Source organism: Bradyrhizobium sp. U531, assembly GCF_051710265.1.
Taxonomy (GTDB): domain Bacteria; phylum Pseudomonadota; class Alphaproteobacteria; order Rhizobiales; family Xanthobacteraceae; genus Bradyrhizobium.
Genome location: NZ_JASVEN010000010.1, coordinates 41752 through 62532, shown reverse-complemented (window position 1 = coordinate 62532; position 20781 = coordinate 41752). Strand labels below are relative to the sequence as shown.

The window sequence follows — 20781 nt, the reverse complement described above, 5'->3', positions numbered from 1 at the left end:
CATGGCTGGCTCAAGAATCGAAAAAGACGTCTTTGGAACGCTGCCGGACGGCCGCAACGCCGAGCGCATCGTGCTGCGCGGTGCGGGCGGATTCGAGGCGCGGATCATCGCCCATGGTGCGGTGCTTCAGGCACTGATCGCGCCGGATGCGAAGGGCGGCCATGACGACGTCGTGCTCGGGCATGATGCGTTCGCCGGCTATCTCGCGGAGCGAAAGTTCTTCGGCGCCACCGTCGGCCGCTATGCCAACCGCATCGCCAAGGGACGGTTTTCGCTCGATGGCGAGACGGTGCAGCTCCCCGTCAACAACGGTCCGAACGCGCTGCATGGCGGGCTCGACGGATTCGACCGCAAGCTTTGGGACATCGCGGAGATCGACGAAGGCGCCGAGCCCGCAGTGACGCTCACCTATACGAGCCCGCATGGTGAGGAGAACTATCCCGGCAAGCTCGACGTCCGCCTGACCTATCGCATCACCGGCCCGACCGAGCTGTCGCTCTTAATGGAGGCGCGGACCGACCGGCCGACCATCGTCAACCTGACCAACCACAGCTTCTTCAATCTCGAAGGCGCGACGTCGGCCACGCCCATTCTCGACCACAGACTGACGGTCGCCGCCGAGCATTTCCTCGCCATCGATCCCACCGCCATTCCTCTGCCGGAGCCGCCGCGCGGCGTTGCCGGCACGCCGTTCGACTTCCGTAGCGCCCGGCCCGTGGGCGAGCGCATCCGTGAAGGCGATCAGCAGCTGCAGAACGGCAGGGGCTACGATCACACTTACTGCCTCGGCCGCGACGGCAAGCTGGCGCTGGCCGCGCGGCTGGAGGCGCCGCGCTCGGGACGCATCATGGAACTGTTCACCAACCAGCCCGGCCTTCAGGTCTATTCCGGCAATTATCTCGACGGCACCATCTCGGGGAAGGGCGGCAAGCTGATCCGGCAGTCGGATGCGATGTGCCTGGAGCCGCACATCTGGCCGGATGCGCCGAACCGTCCGGATTTCCCGAGCCCGCGCCTCGATCCCGGCCAGGTCTATCGCCATCACACGGTCTATCGCTTCGCAGTGAGGTCGCCATGATGGAGCAGGTCGCCACCACCGTTCTCTCCAGCGATCCCTGCCATCTCGGCGAGGGCCCGACCTATGACCCGACCACCGATACGGCCTGGTGGTTCGACATCCGCGAGGGCCGTCTGTTCGAGGCACAACTCGGCCGTGGCAATGTCCGCGTCCATGCGCTCGGCCGGATGGCGAGCGCGCTCGGGCGCATCGATTCTGAACGGCAATTGATCGTCGCCGAGGACGGGCTTTACATCCGCAAGCTCGCCGACGGCGCGATGACGCTGTTCCTTCCGCTCGAAGCGGACAATCCCGTCACGCGCTCCAATGATTGCCGCGTGCACCAGTCCGGCACGTTCTGGATCGGGACCATGGGCAAGAAGGCCGAGCCGAAGGCAGGTGCGATCTACGCGCTGCATCGCGGCAAGATCTCGACGCTGTTTCCGGACATCAGCATCCCCAATTCGATCTGCTTCTCGCCGGATGGCGCCACCGGCTATTTCACCGACACCCCGCGCGCCGTGCTCTATGCCGTTCCGCTCAATCCGGACACCGGCCTGCCGCGCGGCGAGCCGGAGGTCTTGCTGCGGCACAGCGGCATCGGCGGTCTCGACGGTTCGGTGTGCGATGCCGACGGAAACATCTGGAATGCCTGCTGGGGCACTGGCCGTATCGCCGTGTACTCGCCGCAAGGTGAGCGTCTGCGCTCGCTGAGCGTGCCGGCGAAGCAGGCGAGCTGTCCCGCTTTCGTCGGCCCCGATCTGTCGCGCCTTCTCGTCACCTCAGCCTGGCAGGATATGGATGCGGCCGCACGCGCCGCCGATCCGCAGGCCGGTTACACTTTTTTGTTGGAGGCATCCGCGCGCGGTCGCGCGGAGCCCGACGTCAAGCTCGCATAGGAGACGAGAAAGCCGCCACGACCACGTTTTCGACGAAACGAAGAAACAGTCTGACACCCAAGGGAGTGAAACATGCTGAAACTGAAGACGACATTCCTGGCGCTGGCTTTGGCCGGTGCCGCGACCATGGCCACGGGCCTCACCGCGTCCGCCCAGGACAAGGCGACCGTCGGCATCGCGATGCCGACCAAATCGTCGGCGCGCTGGATCGACGACGGCAACAACATGGTCAAGGTGCTGAAGGAGCGCGGCTACAACACCGACCTGCAATATGCCGAAGACGACATTCCGAACCAGCTCTCGCAAGTCGAGAACATGGTGACCAAGGGCGCGAAAGCCCTGGTGATCGCCGCGATCGACGGCACCACGCTGTCCGACGTGCTCAAGCAGGCGAAGGCCAAGGGCATCACCGTGATCGCCTATGACCGCCTGATCCGCGGCACGCCCAACGTCGACTATTACGCCACCTTCGACAATTTCCAGGTCGGCGTCCTGCAGGCGCAATCGATCGAGCAGGGGCTCGGGCTGAAGGACGGCAAGGGCCCGTTCAACATCGAGCTGTTCGGCGGTTCGCCCGACGACAACAACGCCTACTTCTTTTACAACGGCGCGATGAGCGTGCTGAAGCCCTACATCGATAGCGGCAAGCTTGTGGTCGCCTCGGGCCAGATGGGCATGGACAAGGTCGCGACGCTGCGCTGGGATGGTGCCACCGCGCAGGCCCGCATGGACAATCTGCTCAGCGCCTATTACGGCAACAAGAAGATCAACGCCGTGCTGTCGCCCTATGACGGCATCTCGATCGGCATCATCTCCTCGCTGAAGGGCGTCGGCTATGGCAGCGCCGATCAGCCGATGCCGATCATTTCGGGACAGGACGCCGAGGTTCCCTCGATCAAGGCGATGCTGCGCGGAGACCAGTATTCGACCATCTTCAAGGACACCCGCGATCTCGCCAAGGTGACTGCCGACATGGTCGACGCCGCGCTCGGCGGCAAGCAGGTCGCGGTCAACGACACCAAGACCTACGAGAACGGCGTCAAGACCGTGCCGTCCTATCTGCTCAAGCCGGTCGTGGTCTACAAGGACAATTGGGAGAAGGTCCTGGTCGAGAGCGGCTACTACAAGAAGGCGCAGTTCCAGTAGAACTAGTGCTTCGTCGTTCCGGGGCGCCCGAAGGGCGAACCCGGAACCTCGGGATTCCGGGTTCGATGCTTCGCATCGCCCCGGAACGACGGCGATTTGAGGACATGATGCCATGACCGCCATGCTGGAGATGCGCAACGTCAGCAAGAGCTTTGCCGGTGTGCAGGCGCTGCGCGACGTCAATTTCTCGGTTCAGGCCGGGCAGATCCACGCGCTCGTCGGCGAGAACGGCGCGGGCAAGTCGACGTTGATGAAGGTGCTCAGCGGCGTCTACCCCGCGGGCAGCTACGAGGGCACCATCGTCTTCGACGGCGAGGAGCGGCGCTTCCGCGACATCAACGATTCCGAGATGCTCGGCATCATCATCATCCACCAGGAACTGGCGCTGATCCCGCTGATGTCGATCGCGGAGAACATTTTTCTGTCGCATCCGCCTTCAAGGTTGGGCGTGATCGACCGCGACGAGGTGTACCGGCGCACGCGGGAGCTGCTGGCCCAGGTCGGCTTGAAGGAATCCCCGGATACCCTGATCACCGATCTCGGTGTCGGCAAGCAGCAGCTCGTCGAGATCGCAAAGGCGCTCTCCAAGCGGGTGCGCATGTTGATCCTGGACGAGCCGACCGCAAGCCTCAACGAGGCCGACAGCGCCGCGCTGCTCGAACGCCTGATGGCCTTCCGCGAGCAGGGCATCGGCTCGATCCTGATCTCGCACAAGCTCAACGAGGTCGCCAAGGTTGCCGACCACATCACCGTGCTGCGCGACGGCCGCACCGTCGACAGCATCGATTGCCATGCCGAGCCGATCCAGGAAGACCGCATCATCCGCAGCATGGTCAACCGCGATATGGCTCACCGCTTCCCGGAGCGTAACGCTGGCATCGGTGACCCCGTGCTCACCGTCGAGAACTGGTCGGTCTACCATCCGATCCATCCCGAGCGGCAGGTGATCAAGAATGTCGGCTTCAGCGTCAAGCGCGGCGAGGTCGTCGGCATTGCCGGGTTGATGGGCGCCGGGCGCACCGAATTCGCCATGAGCCTGTTCGGCCGCTCCTGGGGCACTGCGATCAGCGGCACCCTCCGGCTCGAAGGCCGGGACATGGTACTGCCGAACGTCGCGTCGGCCATCGACGCCGGCCTTGCCTATGTCACCGAGGACCGCAAGCAGCTCGGGCTGATCCTGGCCGACGACGTCCGCAAGAACATCACGCTCGCCAGCCTCGACCAGGTCGCGCCCAAGCGCGTGATCGACGACATCGCCGAGCTGAAAGTCGCCAGCGACTATCGCACCCGGATGCGCATCCGCTGCTCCGACGTCTACCAGGAGACCGGCCAGCTCTCCGGCGGGAACCAGCAGAAGGTGGTGCTGTCGAAATGGCTGATGACCGACCCCAAGGTCCTGATCCTGGATGAGCCGACGCGGGGCATCGACGTCGGTGCCAAATACGAGATTTACTGTATCATCAACGAGCTGGCGGAAGCCGGCCGCGGCGTCGTGGTGATCTCCTCGGAGATGCCCGAGCTGCTCGGCATCTGCGACCGCATTTGCGTCATGAATGACGGTGCCTTTGTCGGGGAATTCAAGGCTGCCGAGGCGACGCAGGAAAAGATCATGCGCGCCATCATGCGCAACGAACGAAACATTGGGAACGCCGCGCCAGCGACCGTGGAAATGGGAGGATCGCAGCCATGACCGACAAGACGGTATCGCTGCCCGAGGAGCGCCGGCACGGCAGCTTCATCAAGAACAATTTGCGCAACTACGGCATGCTGATGTCGCTGATCGCGATCATGCTGTTCTTCCAGGTCATGACCGGCGGCACGCTGCTGCAGCCGCTCAACCTGACCAACCTCGTGCTGCAGAACAGCTACATCGTCATCATGGCGCTCGGCATGCTGCTGGTGATCGTCACCGGTCATATCGACCTCTCGGTCGGCTCGGTCGCAGGCTTCGTCGGCGCGGTGGCTGCGGTGCTGATGGTGACCTACAAGGTCGACTACACGCTCGCCTTCATCGCCTGCCTGCTGCTGGGTGCGGCGATCGGCGCGGCGCAGGGCTATTGGGTGGCTTTCTTCGGGATTCCCTCCTTCATCGTGACGCTGGCGGGCATGCTGGTGTTCAAGGGCCTCGCGCTCGCGGTGCTGCAGGGCCAGTCACTCGGCCCGTTCCCGGCGACCTTCCAGAAGCTGTCCTCCGGCTTCATTCCGGAGGTGCTGCCCGAGGCCGGCACGCTGCACCCGACCTCCATGCTGATCGGCGCCGTGCTCGCGCTCGGCCTCGTCTATGCCGGCGCCAAGGGACGGTCGCGCGAGCAATCGCACGGCATCGAGGTCGAGCCTTACGCGTTCTTCCTGGGCAAGAGCGTTCTTTTGGCCTGTGCCGTGCTCTATTTCACTTATCTGATCGCCTCGCATCGCGGCCTGCCGAACGTGCTGGTGATCATGACCGCGCTGATCGCGCTCTATGGCTTCGTCACCCGCCGCACCGTGATCGGCCGGCAGGTCTATGCGGTGGGCGGCAATGCCAAGGCGGCAAAGCTGTCGGGCATCAAGACCGAGCGGCTGACCTTCCTCACCTTCGTCAACATGGGGGTGCTGGCCGCGTTGGCGGGTCTCGTCTTCGCCGCGCGCCTCAATACCGCGACCCCGAAGGCCGGCCTCGGCTTCGAGCTCGACGTCATCGCGGCCTGCTTCATCGGCGGTGCTTCGGCCTATGGCGGGGTGGGGCGTGTCGGCGGAGCCGTGGTCGGCGCCATGATCATGGGCGTGATGAACAACGGCATGTCCATCCTCGGCATCGGCATCGACTATCAGCAGGTCATCAAGGGCCTGGTGCTGCTGGGGGCGGTGTGCATCGACGTGTATAACCAGCGGCGGTAGGGCTTTCGTAGCCCGGATGGAGCGGAGCGTATTCCGGGTTCTATCCGCTCAGTGAGACTGTCCCGCATTCCGCTGCGCTCCATGCGGGCTACGCTCCGAACCCTGACTGCGGGCGCTGTCGTAGGGTGGGCAAAGGCGCATTGCGCCGTGCCCACGACTTATTGTCCGATCGAAAGAGGTGGTGGGCACGCTTCGCTTTGGCCACCCTACTGCAGCGGTGCCTGCGTCGTGAACAGCACCGTCGCGATCGCGACGGAGAGGGTCACCGCCGATACGGTCGCCACGGTCGACAGCACCCCCATGCGCCGGAGCGCGATGGCGAACACGATGATGATGGGGGTCGCGGTCAGCAGCCCGATTTGTGCATCGCTCATCTCATCGCTCACTGTTGTGCGGAACCGCCTGATACATTCACCCTATGACGGCGGGGCGGCCGGGACGTTGCGATAGCGCAAACGCGCCTGAGGCCGGTTGCACTATTTGTCCGGCGACAAAGTCGCAATCGGGCCGGTGGCATATTTGTTCGGCGACTTGATTTGGAAATCAGATGTCGGCGACGGATTGCGAGCAACAAGACACCGGCTGGGGAATCCTGGAAGATCTTCCCGGCGATCCCATGATCTGGGTGCTCATCTTCAGCGAACTCGCCGCCTTCGGCCTGTTCCTCGGCGCCTTCGTGATCGCTCGCGCGCTTCACCCGGCGGTCTTCGCCGCCGGTCAAGCGACGCTCGATGCGCATCTGGCGGGAATCAACACCATCGTGCTCGTCACCAGTGGCTGGGCCGCCGCGCGGGCGACGGCTGCGGCGCGGGCGGGCGAACGGGGACGGGCGCGCGGCTGGCTGTTCGGCGCGATGGCTCTCGGCGGCGTCTTCATCGCGGTCAAGCTGACCGAATATGCCGGCGAAATCGCGCAAGGCAACGGCCTCGAGACCAGTCCGTTCTTCACGCTCTACTTCCTCCTCACCGGCTTCCATCTGCTGCATGTCGGCCTCGGCATCGTCATCCTGGCCGTAGTTTCCCGGGGTGCCCGGGCGCCGGGCGTCGAGACCGGGACCGCTTTCTGGCACATGGTCGATCTGCTCTGGATCGTCATGTTTCCCATCATCTATCTGGTGCACCCGTGATTTTTGATCGTCTCGACATCACCTGGCTCACCCTGATCGGCCTTGCGCTGGCGACCCTCCTGGTTCCGACGCTGGTGTCGCGCCCCCTGTTGGCCAATGCCTTGCTGCTGACCTTCGCCGCCCTCAAGGGCCGCCGTATCGTGCTCGATTTCCTCGATCTTCGCTCGGCGCCGGCGCTCTGGCGAGGCGTCGTCAGCGCCTGGGTTGTCATCGTGGTGCTGTTCGCCTGGCTTGCATCTGCCATCGTCGCCCTGATCTGACCGGCGCGTCCCGCGCATCGTCGCCATCCTTGCGCTTCGTCAAAGAGTGACCCCCGCCGATCGGCAATAAATCGCATCACAGATTTTCTCGACTCAAACCGGAAAGGATTGGCAATGGCTGAACGCCTGACCAAGTCGGCCGCTCGAAATGTGTTCTACGGCGGTTCGGCCTTTTTCTTCGCCATCTTCATAGGGCTGACGGCGCACAGCCATTACTACATGGCCACGACGTCCACGGATGCCACGACGCTGACGTCGTCGGTCGCTCGCGGCAAGCATGTCTGGGAGAAGAACTCCTGCATCAACTGCCACACGCTGCTGGGCGAAGGCGCCTACTTCGCTCCCGAGGTCGGCAACGTCTGGGATCGCTGGGGCGGCAATGAGGATCCGGCTGCTGCACGCGAGACGCTGAAGGCCTGGATGCAGTCGCAGCCTTCGGGCGCGGAGGGCCGCCGGCAGATGCCGCAGTTCAACCTGACCGATCAGGAACTCAACGACCTCGCCGACTTCCTGCAATGGACCAGCACGATCAAGCGCCAGAGCTGGCCGCCGAACAAGGCCGGCTGAGCACGCTGCTTTCTTCTTCTCAAGACAGAGAGAATTCGAGATGAAATATCAAACCCAGAAAGTCGCGATGCTGTATTTCTACGGCGCGCTGACCTTGTTCCTGGCCCAGGTCCTGTTTGGCCTGCTCGCCGGAACCATCTACGTCCTGCCAAATACCCTGTCGGTCATCCTGCCGTTCAACATCGTCAGGATGATCCACACCAACGCGCTGATCGTATGGTCGCTGATCGGCTTCATGGGCGCGACCTACTACCTGCTCCCGGAAGAGACCGAGAACGAGATCTTCAGCCCGCTGCTGGCGAAGATCCAGTTCTGGATGTTCTTCGGTGCGGCCGGTGCCGCCGTGGTCGGCTACCTCTTCCACTATCACGAGGGCCGCGAGTTCCTCGAACAGCCCTTCATCATCAAGGTGGGCATCGTCGTCGTCTGCCTGATGTTCCTGTTCAACGTCACCATGACGGCGCTGAAGGGCCGCAAGACCACGATCACCAACATCCTGTTGTTCGGGCTGTGGGGCGTCGCGATCTTCTTCCTGTTCGCCTTCTACAACCCGGCGAACCTCGCCGTCGACAAGATGTACTGGTGGTTCGTCGTCCATCTCTGGGTCGAGGGCGTCTGGGAGCTGATCATGGCCTCCGTGCTCGCCTATCTCATGATCAAGCTCAACGGCATCGATCGTGAGGTCGTCGAGAAGTGGCTTTACGTCATCATCGGCCTCGCCCTGTTCTCGGGCATTCTCGGCACCGGCCACCACTACTACTGGATCGGCGCGCCCGGCTACTGGCAGTGGATCGGCTCGCTGTTCTCCACGCTCGAGGTCGCTCCGTTCTTCACCATGGTGATCTTCACGGTGCAGATGACCTGGAAGGCCGGCCGCAAGCATCCGAACCGCGCCGCGCTGTTGTGGTCGGTGGGCTGCTCGGTGATGGCGTTCCTCGGCGCCGGCGTGTGGGGCTTCCTGCACACGCTGTCCTCGGTGAACTACTACACCCACGGCACCCAGGTCACCGCCGCGCACGGCCATCTCGCCTTCTTCGGCGCCTATGTGATGCTGAACCTGTCGGTCATGGCCTATGCGATCCCGCAGCTCAAGGGACGTGCGCCCTATAACCAGTGGCTCTCCATGACCAGCTTCTGGATCATGTGCACGGCCATGATGGTGATGACCTTCGCGCTGACCTTCGCCGGCGTGGTTCAGGTCCACCTGCAGCGCGTGCTCGGCCAGAGCTACATGGACGTGCAGGATCAGCTTGCGATGTTCTACTGGGTCCGTCTCGGCTCCGGCGTGTTCGTTGCGATCTCTGCGCTGATGTTCGTCTGGGCCGTCCTGGTGCCGGGCCGCGAGAAGCAGGCGAGCATTCCCGCTGCGCTGCAGCCGGCTGAGTAAACGAGAAAGGGCGGCCGCGGATCGCCGCGGCCGCCCGCTTCCTGGAAAGTCCGGAGAAACATCATGAAAGCTGCTGCCCTTCACACGGTCACCTCGACGCCGGAGTTGCCGGCCTATGTTCCATCCGGCAATGAATGCGAGCTTTTCGAGCATGCCTGGCGGCGGCGTCTACCGGTGCTGCTCAAGGGACCGACCGGCTGCGGCAAGACGCGCTTCGTTGCGCATATGGCGGCGCGGCTGGGACTGCCGCTTCACACCGTCGCCTGTCATGACGACCTGACCGCCGCCGATCTCACCGGCCGCTATCTGCTCAGGGGCGGCGACACCGTATGGACCGATGGTCCTTTGACCCGCGCCGTGCGCGAGGGTGGCATCTGCTATCTCGACGAGGTCGTGGAGGCGCGCAAGGATGTCACCGTCGTGCTGCATCCTCTGACCGACGATCGCCGCATCCTGCCGCTGGAACGTACCGGCGAGGAACTGGTGGCGCCAAACAGCTTCATGCTCGTCGTGTCCTACAATCCCGGCTACCAGACGCTGCTGAAGGCGCTGAAGCCCTCGACGCGCCAGCGCTTCGTCGCCATCGAATTCGATTTCCTGCCGCCAGAGCAGGAGATCGGCGTCGTGTCCGCCGAAAGCGGGCTGTCGCCGGAGCGCGTGCGGCCGCTGGTGGGGCTGGCTGGGCGGCTGCGCGCGCTCAAGGGCCACGATCTGGAAGAGGGTGTCTCGACCCGGCTCGTGGTCTATTGCGCGACCCTGATCGCCGCGGGCACGTCGGTCGCCGATGCGGTGCTGGCGGGCATGATCGAGCCGCTCACCGACGACGCCGACGTGAAGGCGGCGCTGCTGGACGTCGCGCGCGCCGTCATCGGGTGAGGGCTCTCTCATGCTCGACTTCCTCGAACTGGAGGAGACGGTCGGCCGTGCCTGGCACAGGATGGTTGGCGGCACCGCGAGCTATCCGGTCCACGACGATCACGCCGTCGCGCTGACAGAAATGAGGGGCCGGCTCGCGGTGATGTTCCGCGCGCTCGGCGGCGAGACCGGGGTGCAGATTGCAAGCGCAAGCGCCCGAAAATCCGGTCACCGCCTCGGCTGGCGGCAGCGCATCGGTCTTGGCGACGAGCGATTGGAGCAGCCGGGCCGCGACGCCGCGACCATTTTCCTTCCCGATCGCATCTCGATCTTTCCCGACCGCGCGTTGAACGCGGCGCTCTATCGCTGGCTCGCGGCATGGTTTGCGGCCGCACCGATCGAAACGATCACGGACCCCGATCCGCTGCGGCGGGATCTTCTCGTGCTGCGCCGCGCGAGCGAGACGGCGGTCTGGGTGCTCACGCAATTTCCCGGCCTCGTCGCCGATTACGCGCAGCTCGCCGCGGCCACTGCCGAGGCGAGGCCCCGTCGGCCCTTGCCGCGGATCGAGCAGGAGGTCGAGCAGATCGTGCTGGCCCTCCTTGGAGCCGGCAAGGCGCCCGCGGGCAAGCTGTGGCCGGCGATGATGGGAACGGGCCCGCTGCCCGACAAGGCACCGCCGGGTTATCATTCGATCCTGCCGTGCCCACTCTGGGGGGATTGCTGGACGCGCGAGCTCTCGCCCGCCCATTCCGGCGAGGACGAGTGCGCGCCGGGCGCGGAAGCCGCGGCCGAAAACGATCGCAAGCGCTTTGCCGTCCGCGAGCGCGAGGACAATGCCAACCGCCGCGATCCGTTCGTGCTCAATCGCTTCGAGAAGATCCTCGCGATGGCCGAGATGGTCAATGTCGATCGGCCTGCCGACGACAGCGAGGACGAGGATGCCCAGAAGGCCGCCGACGATCTCGAGGAGATCACGCTCAGCCGCCGTACCGGCAAGCCGGCGAGCCGCTTCAAGTTCGATCTCGATTTGCCGCCGGAAGCGCTCGATGCCTCGAAGCTGAATGCGGACCTCACCTATCCCGAATGGGACTACCGCAGTGGCTCCTATCTGCCGGATCATTGCCGCGTGCTCGCGGCGGGCGCGTCCGAGCAGGGTGAAAGCTGGGTACCCGACGAGGCCACGCGCCGGCACATCCGCCAGGTACGCCGCCGCTTCGAGGTGCTGCGGCCGCGCCACGAATTGATGCGCGCCCAGGCCGACGGACACGACCTCGACCTCGACGCGCTGGTGCGCGCACAGTGCGACCTCCGCGCCGGCAGCGGCGGCAGCGGTCTCGATCGCATCCATGTCGCCATGCGCCCGCAGGGGCACGATCTCGCCGTCACGCTTCTCGTCGACGTTTCGCTGTCGACGGACGCCTGGGTCGACGGCTACCGCGTGCTCGACGTCGAGAAGGAGGCGCTGCTGGTGCTCGCCCACGGGCTTTCGGCCTGCGGTGACCACCACAGCATCCTGACCTTCACTTCGCGCCGGCGCTCCTGGGTGCGGCTCGAAACGGTCAAGGCCTTCGGCGAGCCGATGAGCGCGACGGTGGAGCGCCGCATCGGCGCGCTGAAGCCCGGCTATTACACGCGGATCGGCACGGCCGTGCGCCACGCCGCGGCGGAGCTTGCCCGCCAGCCGCAGCGCAAGAAGCTGCTGATCGTCCTCACCGACGGCAAGCCGAACGACGTCGACCATTATGAGGGCCGCTTCGCGGTCGAGGACACTCGCAAATCGGTGCAGGAGGCGCGCCGGCTCGGCATCGCGGCCTTCGGCGTGACGGTGGACGCCACCGCGCAATCCTACTTTCCCACCCTGTTCGGCCGCGGCGGCTACGCGATCGTCGGCAACATCAAGCGGCTGCCCGCCGCGCTGCCGGCGATCTACCGGCAGGTGGCGCACTGACGGGGAACTGCGGGTAACTTCGTTCAGGCTGAGCTATTGCCCACCAATTGGGTATATGATCGAATGGCCGGATGGAGCAGGGCCGGCCAAAACCCGAACTAATCATCTTCGATTGCGACGGCGTGCTTGTCGACAGCGAGCTGCTGAGCTGCGGGTGCCTGTCCGCGGTGCTGGCCGAGTTTGGCATCGCGCTCAGCCTGGAGCAGGCGCTCGAGCTGTTTCTCGGGCGCAGCACCAAGGCGATCGAGCAGCATTATCGCGAGCTCGGGCAGATCGTGCCGGAGGGCTTTTTGCCGCGCCTGAAGTCGCAGGTGCTGACGACATTCGCAGCTTCGCTTCAGCCGATCCCCGGCATTGCCGGCGTGATGGCTGGCCTGTCCGTGCCGTCTTGCGTCGCCTCGTCCAGCGACCTCGACCGCGTCGCGCTCTCCCTCGACGTCACCGGCCTGCGGACGCATTTCGGCGAGCGGATCTACACCGCGCAGATGGTCCGGCATGGCAAGCCGGCGCCGGATCTCTTCCTTTACGCGGCCGAAAAGATGCGGGCCTCGCCTGCGCGCACAGTGGTGATCGAGGACAGCGTCAGCGGCGTCAGGGCGGGCAAGGCGGCGGGCATGACTGTCTGGGGATTTGTCGGCGGCAGCCATTACCGCGGACGCGACGGAGCGGCTATATTGTCGCGCGCGGGGGCGGACCGGGTGTTCGCACGCATGAGCGATTTCTGGGAGGCGTGAGGCCCGCATGGTCGCCGAGAACGACAAGTCGCGACTCGACGATGCCGCGCGCGCCGGCTGGCTCTATTTCATCGCCGGTCACACCCAGGACGAGATCGCGAAGATGCTGCAGGTCTCGCGCGCCTCGGCGCAGCGGCTGGTCTCGTTGTGCCTTGCGGAGCGCCTCATCACCTTCCGGCTCGAGCATCCCATCGCGGCCTGCATGGAGCTTGCGGCCCGCCTGAGGGAGCGTTTCGACCTCGTCCATTGCGAGGTGGTGCCGGCCGATCCGGCGGCGCCGCAGTCGACCTCGGGCATCGCCGAACGCTGTGCCAATCTGCTCGACGCAACGCTGCGCTCGGAGACGCCCGTGATCGTCGCGCTCGGCACCGGCCGGGCGGTGCGCGCCGCCGTCGAGCGCGTCACGCCGATCGACCGGCCCAATCACCAGATCGTCTCGCTGGTCGGCACCATCTCCGCCGACGGTTCGGCAAGCTTCTACGACACCGTCGGACGGCTCGCGGACCGCACCGGGGCGCGGCACTATCCGATGCCGCTTCCCTTCCTGATGTCGTCCGAGGACGAACGCAACAAGATGGTCCGCATCGAGCCGATCGCCAGGGTGAAGGCGGTGGCGGTCAAGGCTGACTTACGCCTCGTCGGCATCGGCCAGATGGACCAGAAGGCCCAGATTCACATCGACGGCTTCGTCACCCGCGACGAATTGTTCGAGATGATGCGGCTCGGTGCTATCGGCGAGATCACCGGCTGGGCCTATGATTCCAAGGGGCGACTACTCAAGGCCGGCACCAACAAGCGCCTCACCAGCATTCCGCCGGAAGTGCCGGCGAAGACCACGACGATCGGTGCCGCGATCGGCGCGGCCAAGGTGCCGGCCATCGCGGCGGCACTGAACGGCGGTCTCGTCAACGGGCTCATCACCGACGAGATCACGGCAAAGGCGATCCTGGAGCGGTAGGGGCGCGACGAGCGATCTCGCCACTTACTCCGCTGTCATCGTCCGCGAAGGCGGACGATCCAGTACGCCGCGGCCCGACTCGGGGCAAACCAATCGACGACACGGAGTACTGGATGCCCCGCCTTCGCGGGGCATGACCGGGAGTGTGGGCGGCACGGCCCTGCCACGCCTCCCGCATCGCAGCACTCATAAGTTGCGAAAACGCCAGCCCGCGTGCTTGACAAGGCTCCGTGCTTGCGTTGAACATACGCCCAACGCGTGGGCATATGCTCAAAACGCGAGTTTAGGGGAGGTCACCGTGAAACATGTCCTCGGCGCCGTCTGCGGCGCGTCTGCACTTTTGCTGGCCGTCCCCGCGATGGCCGAAACGACCCTGACGATCGCCACCGTGAACAACGGCGACATGATCCGCATGCAGGGGCTGACGAGCGAATTCACCAAGAAGAACCCCGATATTTCGGTAAAGTGGGTCACCTTGGAGGAGAACGTGCTGCGCCAGCGCGTCACCACCGACATCGCCACCAAGGGCGGTCAGTTCGACGTCCTCACCATCGGCACCTACGAGGTGCCGATCTGGGCGAAGAAGGGCTGGCTGGTGCCGCTCGCCAATCTCGGCGCCGATTACGACGTCGCCGACCTCCTGCCGAAGATCAAGGACGCGGTCTCCGCCGACGGCAAGCTCTACGCCGCGCCGTTCTACGGCGAGAGCTCGATGGTGATGTACCGCACCGATCTGTTCGAGAAGGCCGGCCTCAAGATGCCGGAGAAGCCGACCTGGGACGTCGTCATCGACGCTGCCAAGAAGCTCACCGACAAGAGCGCGGGCACCTACGGCATCTGCCTGCGCGGCAAGGCCGGCTGGGGCGAGAACATGGCGTTCCTCTCGGCTATGGCCAATTCCTACGGCGCGCGCTGGTTCGACGAGAAGTGGCAGCCGCAGTTCAACACGCCGGAATGGAAGACGACGCTCACCACCTACGTCAACCTGATGAAGGAAGCCGGTCCTCCCGGCGCAAGCTCCAACGGCTTCAACGAGAACCTTGCGCTGTTCAACGCCGGCAAATGCGCGATGTGGATCGACGCCACGGTCGCCGCGTCCTTCGTCACCAACCCCAAGGATTCCAAGGTCGCCGACAAGGTCGGCTTTGCGCTCGCGCCCAACACCGGGCTCGGCAAGAACGCCAACTGGCTGTGGGCCTGGAACCTTGCGATCCCCGCCGGCTCCAAGAAGACGGAAGCCGCCGAAAAGTTCATCGCCTGGGCCACCAGCAAGGACTACACCAAGCTCGTGGCCTCGAAGGAGGGCTGGGCCAACGTGCCGCCGGGCACGCGCACCTCGCTCTACAAGAATGAGGACTATCTGAAGGTCGCCCCGTTCGCGAAGCTGACGCTGGCCTCGATCGATGCGGCCGATCCGAACAAGCCGACCGTCAAGCCGGTACCGTATGTCGGCGTGCAATACGCCGCGATCCCCGAATTCCAGGGCATCGGCACCCAGGTCGGCCAGCAATTCTCCGCAGCACTTGCGGGCTCGATGACGGTCGATGCCGCGCTCACTGCGGCGCAATCGGCGACCGAGCGCGAGATGAAGCGCGCCGGCTACATCAAGTGAACCCGAGCTCGGCCTCCTGAGCTCCGACTTGCGGCCATCCAGAGCTATGGATGGCCGCCTTCTTCCCGAGGTTTCATTTTGACGCGTTTTCGTCCCGCGAACCGGTCTCCACTTCGCTCGAAAACGCTCTGAAGGAGAAGCCGACGATGGCAACCAGGCAAACGCAGTTTCTGGCGCGCGCGCTCCTGACGCCGGCCGTCGGGCTGCTGTTCATCTGGATGATCGTCCCGCTGGCGCTGACGATCTACTTCTCGACGTTGCATTACAGCCTGCTCGATCCCGGCTCGGAATCCTTCGTCGGGCTGGAGAATTTTCGCTACTTCCTGACCGATCCCGCCTTCCTCGCATCGCTCCAGAACACGCTGGTGCTGGTCGGCTCGGTGCTGGCGCTGACGATCCTGCTCGGCATTCCCCTGGCGCTGCTGATGGACCAGCCCGTGATCGGGCGCAATTTCGTGCGCCTGATGGTCATCGCGCCTTTCTTCGTGATGCCGACCGTGAGCGCGCTGGTCTGGAAGAACCTGTTGATGCATCCGGTCTCCGGCCTGTTCGCCTGGCTGGCCTCGCTGTTCGGCCTGACGCCGATCGACTGGTTCAACGATTTGCCGCTGTTCGCGGTGATCCTGATCGTGACATGGCAGTGGCTGCCCTTCGCGACGCTGATCCTGCTCACCGCGCTGCAATCGCTCGACGAGGAGCAGAAGGAGGCGGCCGAGATGGACGGCGCCAGCGCGCTCTCGACCTTCATCTACATCACTCTGCCGCACCTCGCGCGTCCCATCACGGTGGTGATCCTGATCGAGACCATCTTCCTGCTGACGGTGTTCGCGGAGATCTTCGTCACGACCGGGGGAGGGCCGGGCCTGCAGACCACAAACATCGCCTTCCTGATCTATTCGCAGGCGCTGATCCAGTTCGACGTCGGGAGCGCTTCGGCGGGTGGCCTCATTGCCGTGGTGATCGCCAACATCGTCGCCTTCTTCCTCGTCCGCATCGTCGGCCGCAACCTGGAGGCATAAGACATGGCGCGGATGGCAACGAGGCAGCGGGTGGTGGTCTCGACGATCGGAGCCTGGTTCTTCGGCTTCCTGATCTTCTTCCCGATCCTCTGGATGGTGCTGGCGAGCTTCAAGACCGAGCTGGAAGCCTTCGCCATTCCGCCGTCCTTCCTGTTCTTCCACTGGACCACCGAGAATTACGCCACCGTGCAGGAGCGCAGCGACTATCTGCTGCACGCGATGAACTCGATCATTATCGCCGGCGGTTCGACCTTGATTGCGCTCCTGATCGCGATCCCCGCGGCGTGGTCGATGGCGTTCTCACCGACCAAGCGCACCAAGGACGTCCTGCTCTGGATGCTCTCGACCAAGATGATGCCGCCGGTCGGCGTGCTGGTGCCGATCTACCTGATCTACAAGACGTTCGGCCTGCTCGATTCCCGCATCGGCCTCGTCTTCATCCTGTGCCTCGGCAATCTGCCGATCGTGATCTGGATGCTGTTCACCTATTTCAAGGAGATCCCGCGCGACATCCTCGAAGCCGCGCGCATGGACGGCGCCACCATCGGCCGTGAGCTGATCTACGTGCTGACGCCGATGGCGATCCCGGGGCTGGCGTCCACGCTGCTCTTGAACCTGATCCTGGCCTGGAACGAGGCGTTCTGGACGCTGAACCTCTCGACGGCGAACGCAGCGCCGCTCACCACGTTCATCGCCTCCTATTCGAGCCCGGAAGGGCTGTTCTGGGCAAAGCTATCGGCAGCCTCGACGCTGGCGATCGCGCCCATTCTCGTCCTCGGTTGGTTCAGCCAGAAGCAGCTCGTCCGCGGGCTCACCTTTGGCGCGGTGAAGTAAAGGGGCTGCCATGGGTCAGATCACACTTCAGGGCGTGCAGAAATCCTTCGGCCCCGTGCACATCATCAAGGGGGCCGACCTCGACATCGCCGACGGGGCCTTCGTGGTGTTTGTCGGTCCGTCCGGCTGCGGCAAGACCACCTTGCTGCGGCTGATCGCGGGGCTCGAAGACGTCACCGGCGGCAGCATCCTGATTGACGGCAAGAACGTGGTCGACACGCCGCCGGCGAAGCGCGGGCTGTCCATGGTGTTCCAGTCCTACGCGCTCTACCCGCATATGAGCGTGCGCGGCAATATCGGCTTTGGCCTGAAGATGGCGGGCCTGCCCAAGGACGAGATCAACCGCAAGGTCGAGGCCGCGGCCGCGACGCTGAACCTGACGCCCTATCTCGATCGCAAGCCGCGCGAGCTGTCGGGCGGCCAGCGCCAGCGCGTCGCGATCGGACGCGCCATCGTCCGCGAGCCCAAGGGATTCCTGTTCGACGAGCCGCTCTCCAATCTCGATGCGGCCTTGCGCGTGCAGATGCGCATCGAGGTGACGCGGCTGCAGAAGCAGCTCGGCACCACCGCCATCTACGTCACTCACGACCAGGTCGAAGCCATGACCATGGCCGACAAGATTGTCGTGCTCAACGCCGGCAAGATCGAGCAATATGGCTCGCCGCTGGAGCTCTATGAGCGGCCGGCCAACCTCTTCGTTGCCGGCTTCATCGGCTCCCCGAAGATGAACTTCGTCACCGGCGAGCTCGCCCAGCAGCAGGGCGCGGCCACCATCGGCGTGCGGCCGGAGCATCTGAAGATTGAGCGCGACGGTGACGGCGGTTGGGTGGGCACGATCGCCGTCGCCGAGCATCTGGGCAGTGACACCTTCCTCTACGTCGATGCTGGTTCGCTCGGCATGCTGACCGCACGCTACGTCGGAGAACTGAGCCTGCACGCCGGCGATCGCGTATCGCTGGTGCCGGACCCCGCGCGCATCCACCGCTTCGACCAGAGCGGCAACGCGCTTCGAAACTAACAAGAAACGGGACTGCGATCATGTACCTGGAAAAATTCAAGCTGAGCGGCAAGACCGCGTTCATCACCGGCGGCGGCCAGGGCATTGGCCTCGCCTGCGCGGAAGCGCTGGCGGAAGCCGGCGCCCGGGTCATTATCGGCGATCGCGACGGCAAGGTCGCCGACAGCGCCAAGGCCACATTGAAGGCCAAGGGCTTCGACATCGAGACCGCCATCATGGATGTGACCGACACCAAGCGCGTGGCGGAGGTCGCGAACGACCTCGTCGCTCGCCACGGCAAGGTCGACATTCTCGTCAACAATGCCGGCATCGCCCGCAGCGAAACGCCGGCCGAGACGGTGACCGACGAGCACTGGCTCAACGTCATCGACGTCAATCTCAACGGCACCTTCTGGTGCTGCCGCGAATTCGGCAAGCACATGCTGAAAGCGAAAAGCGGCGCCATCGTCAATGTCGGCTCGATGTCCGGTTTCATCGTCAACAAGCCGCAGGAACAGTGCTTCTACAACGCCTCCAAGGCCGGCGTGCATCATCTCACCAAGTCGCTCGCCGCCGAATGGGGCGCGCGCGGCATCCGCGTCAACGCGGTGGCGCCGACCTATATCGAGACGCCGCTCAACGCCTTCGTGAAGAGCAATCCGAGGATGTACGACGCCTGGATCGGCGGCACCCCGATGGCGCGGATGGGACAGGTCGAGGAGATCGCCTCGGTCGTGCTGTTCCTGTCTTCCGAGGCCGCGAGCCTGATGACTGGCAGTATCGTGCTGGTGGATGGCGGCTACACTTGCTGGTAGGCTTGCCGTCAAAATTGACGGAAGGCGACCGGGAGTGACAATGCCGCGAGCGTATATCGGCGTCGACGTGGGAACCACGAGCACGCGAGCGGGGGTATTCGACGAGTCGGGAACTCTGCTTGCGACCGCGCGGCATCCGATCCGGATCTGGCACGAACCCGGTGACATCGTCGAGCAGTCCTCACAGGATATCTGGGAGGCCTGCGTCAGATCGGTGCGCGCGGCGATGGCGGAAGCGGCCATCGGGCCCGACAGCGTCGGCGGCATCGGCTTCGACGCTACGTGCTCGCTCGTCGTCCTCGATGGGCAGGGCGAGCCGCTCACGGTCAGTGCCTCCGGCGACAGGCAGCGCAATGTCGTCGTCTGGATGGATCACCGCGCCGTCGCCGAGGCGCGGCTGATCAACGAAACCGGGGACGCCGTGCTGCGTTATGTCGGCGGCTCGATCTCGCCCGAGATGGAGATGCCGAAGCTGGTATGGCTGAAGCGACACCTGCGCGCCAGTTTCGACGCCGCCGGTCATTTCTTCGATTTGGCCGACTACCTGACCTGGCGCGCGACCGGCTCGCTGCAGCGCTCGACTTGCACCGTTACCTGCAAATGGAACTATCTCGCCCATGACGGTGGCGGCTGGAGCGCGCAATTCCTCAAGCGCATCGGCCTGGCGGAGCTGATCGACGACGCCTACGCCCGCATCGGCACCGAGATCGTTGCTCCCGGCACGCGGCTCGGCGCGGGGCTCACTCGCACGGCCGCGGTCGAGCTTGGGCTGACGCCGGGGACACCGGTCGGAGCCTCGCTGATCGATGCCCACGCCGGCGGCATCGGGGCGATCGGCGGCCGCGACGGCGCGGGCGGGGCTGCAAATGTCAGCGACCGTCTCGCCTACATCATGGGGACGTCGGCCTGCATCATGGCGACGACGAAGGAGCCGTGCTTCGTGCCGGGCGTGTGGGGCCCTTATTACTCCGGCATGGTGCCCGACTTCTGGCTCAACGAAGGCGGCCAGTCCGCCGCGGGGGCGGCGATCGACCATTTGCTCAAGTCGCATCCGGGCCATGCCGAGGCGATCGCGGCGGCGCGGAGTGAGGGGCTCGATCTCATCGACTTCCTCGAGCGCTGCATCATCGCGCGCGCCGGCAGCGCCAGCCGCGCCGCTTTGCTCGCCCGCGATGTTCACGTGCTTCCCGAGTTCATCGGCAACCGCTCGCCCTATGCCGATCCCGAGACCCGCGCCGTGATCGCGGGCCTCGATCTCGACACCGACATCGCCGCGATGGAGCGACTGTTCCTTGCCGGCTTGTGCGGACTTGCCTATGGGCTCGCCGAGGTCATCGAGGCCTTTGCCGCGCATGGCGTGCGCTCGAGCATCATGATCATGGGGGGCGGGGCGAGCCGCAGCCCGTTGGTGCGGCAGATCATGGCGGATACAACCGGCCTTACCGTCGCGCTGCCGCAGACAAAGGAGCCGGTGCTGCTCGGCGCTGCGATGCTGGGCGCGGTGGCCGGCGGCGCGTTTGCCTCGATCGGCGAAACCATGGCCAGAATGTCGGCGCTGGGACGGAAGAGCGAACCGACGGCGCCGGACATGGCCGCGTTTCACACGCGCAAGCGCGAGGTCTACAAGCTGTTGCGTGAGGTCGATCGCGGCAGCCGCGCGGCGATGGCCGACATCGCGAGAGGTTGA

At 64.9% G+C, this 20781-nt stretch carries 20 protein-coding genes; 19 read left to right on the top strand and 1 reads right to left on the bottom strand.

What is annotated here, in order from left to right:
- Window position 1: 1 nt before the first annotated feature.
- The 5 genes from QRQ56_RS32390 to mmsB all read left to right on the top strand — a co-directional run bounded on the left by QRQ56_RS32390 (window position 2) and on the right by mmsB (window position 5979).
- Window positions 2-1078, top strand: a complete 1077-nt coding sequence (locus QRQ56_RS32390; RefSeq protein WP_438745458.1) for an aldose epimerase family protein — start codon at window positions 2-4, stop codon at window positions 1076-1078.
- Window positions 1078-1956 (top strand): SMP-30/gluconolactonase/LRE family protein, encoded by an 879-nt coding sequence (locus QRQ56_RS32385; protein ID WP_438745663.1) that lies wholly within the window; start codon window positions 1078-1080, stop codon window positions 1954-1956. The genes QRQ56_RS32390 and QRQ56_RS32385 overlap by 1 nt, the downstream gene beginning before the upstream one ends.
- Window positions 1957-2028: 72 nt before the next feature.
- The gene (gene chvE, locus QRQ56_RS32380; RefSeq protein ID WP_438745457.1) at window positions 2029-3102 is read left to right on the top strand and encodes a multiple monosaccharide ABC transporter substrate-binding protein; all 1074 of its coding nucleotides are present in this window, start codon (window positions 2029-2031) and stop codon (window positions 3100-3102) included.
- 112 nt (window positions 3103-3214) lie between these two features.
- Window positions 3215-4792, top strand: coding sequence for a multiple monosaccharide ABC transporter ATP-binding protein (mmsA, locus tag QRQ56_RS32375; RefSeq protein WP_438745455.1), 1578 nt, complete (start codon window positions 3215-3217; stop codon window positions 4790-4792).
- Complete coding sequence (gene mmsB / locus QRQ56_RS32370) at window positions 4789-5979, top strand: multiple monosaccharide ABC transporter permease (protein WP_438745453.1); 1191 nt, start codon at window positions 4789-4791, stop codon at window positions 5977-5979. The genes mmsA and mmsB overlap by 4 nt, the downstream gene beginning before the upstream one ends.
- A 206-nt stretch (window positions 5980-6185) precedes the next feature.
- On the opposite strand, the gene QRQ56_RS32365 is transcribed toward mmsB, so the two are convergent.
- On the bottom strand, window positions 6186-6353 hold the full coding sequence (locus QRQ56_RS32365) for a hypothetical protein (protein ID WP_097659322.1): 168 nt from the start codon (window positions 6351-6353) through the stop codon (window positions 6186-6188).
- Between the two features lie 173 nt (window positions 6354-6526).
- On the opposite strand from QRQ56_RS32365, the gene QRQ56_RS32360 reads away from it, so the two are divergent.
- The 14 genes from QRQ56_RS32360 to QRQ56_RS32295 all read left to right on the top strand — a co-directional run bounded on the left by QRQ56_RS32360 (window position 6527) and on the right by QRQ56_RS32295 (window position 20781).
- On the top strand, window positions 6527-7105 hold the full coding sequence (locus tag QRQ56_RS32360; RefSeq protein ID WP_438745451.1) for a cytochrome c oxidase subunit 3 family protein: 579 nt from the start codon (window positions 6527-6529) through the stop codon (window positions 7103-7105).
- Window positions 7105-7365 carry a cytochrome C oxidase subunit IV family protein gene (locus QRQ56_RS32355; protein WP_438745662.1) on the top strand — a complete coding sequence of 87 codons (261 nt, stop codon included), beginning with the start codon at window positions 7105-7107 and terminating at the stop codon, window positions 7363-7365. Before QRQ56_RS32360 ends, QRQ56_RS32355 begins: the two co-directional genes overlap by 1 nt.
- Window positions 7366-7479: 114 nt before the next feature.
- The gene (locus QRQ56_RS32350) at window positions 7480-7932 is read left to right on the top strand and encodes a c-type cytochrome (protein WP_438745450.1); all 453 of its coding nucleotides are present in this window, start codon (window positions 7480-7482) and stop codon (window positions 7930-7932) included.
- Between the two features lie 40 nt (window positions 7933-7972).
- The gene (locus QRQ56_RS32345; RefSeq protein WP_438745449.1) at window positions 7973-9319 is read left to right on the top strand and encodes a cbb3-type cytochrome c oxidase subunit I; all 1347 of its coding nucleotides are present in this window, start codon (window positions 7973-7975) and stop codon (window positions 9317-9319) included.
- Window positions 9320-9382: 63 nt separating this feature from the next.
- Window positions 9383-10195 carry a CbbQ/NirQ/NorQ/GpvN family protein gene (locus QRQ56_RS32340; protein WP_438745448.1) on the top strand — a complete coding sequence of 271 codons (813 nt, stop codon included), beginning with the start codon at window positions 9383-9385 and terminating at the stop codon, window positions 10193-10195.
- A 10-nt stretch (window positions 10196-10205) separates the two neighbouring features.
- A complete protein-coding gene (locus tag QRQ56_RS32335) occupies window positions 10206-12125 on the top strand; it encodes a nitric oxide reductase activation protein NorD (RefSeq protein WP_438745446.1) in 1920 nt (639 codons plus the stop codon).
- A 71-nt stretch (window positions 12126-12196) separates the two neighbouring features.
- Window positions 12197-12859: an HAD family hydrolase gene (locus QRQ56_RS32330; protein WP_438745445.1), complete on the top strand. Its 663-nt coding sequence runs from the start codon at window positions 12197-12199 to the stop codon at window positions 12857-12859.
- 7 nt (window positions 12860-12866) lie between these two features.
- Window positions 12867-13817 (top strand): sugar-binding transcriptional regulator, encoded by a 951-nt coding sequence (locus QRQ56_RS32325; protein WP_438745444.1) that lies wholly within the window; start codon window positions 12867-12869, stop codon window positions 13815-13817.
- A 298-nt stretch (window positions 13818-14115) separates the two neighbouring features.
- Window positions 14116-15429, top strand: coding sequence for an ABC transporter substrate-binding protein (locus QRQ56_RS32320; RefSeq protein ID WP_438745442.1), 1314 nt, complete (start codon window positions 14116-14118; stop codon window positions 15427-15429).
- Between the two features lie 146 nt (window positions 15430-15575).
- Entirely contained in the window at window positions 15576-16448 is an 873-nt protein-coding gene (locus QRQ56_RS32315) for a carbohydrate ABC transporter permease (protein WP_438745441.1), read from the top strand.
- Window positions 16449-16451: 3 nt separating this feature from the next.
- Window positions 16452-17282: a carbohydrate ABC transporter permease gene (locus QRQ56_RS32310; RefSeq protein WP_438745440.1), complete on the top strand. Its 831-nt coding sequence runs from the start codon at window positions 16452-16454 to the stop codon at window positions 17280-17282.
- Between the two features lie 10 nt (window positions 17283-17292).
- The gene (locus QRQ56_RS32305) at window positions 17293-18300 is read left to right on the top strand and encodes an ABC transporter ATP-binding protein (protein ID WP_438745439.1); all 1008 of its coding nucleotides are present in this window, start codon (window positions 17293-17295) and stop codon (window positions 18298-18300) included.
- Between the two features lie 20 nt (window positions 18301-18320).
- The gene (locus QRQ56_RS32300; protein WP_438745438.1) at window positions 18321-19094 is read left to right on the top strand and encodes an SDR family NAD(P)-dependent oxidoreductase; all 774 of its coding nucleotides are present in this window, start codon (window positions 18321-18323) and stop codon (window positions 19092-19094) included.
- A gap of 40 nt (window positions 19095-19134) precedes the next feature.
- Window positions 19135-20781, top strand: coding sequence for an FGGY-family carbohydrate kinase (locus tag QRQ56_RS32295; RefSeq protein WP_438745436.1), 1647 nt, complete (start codon window positions 19135-19137; stop codon window positions 20779-20781).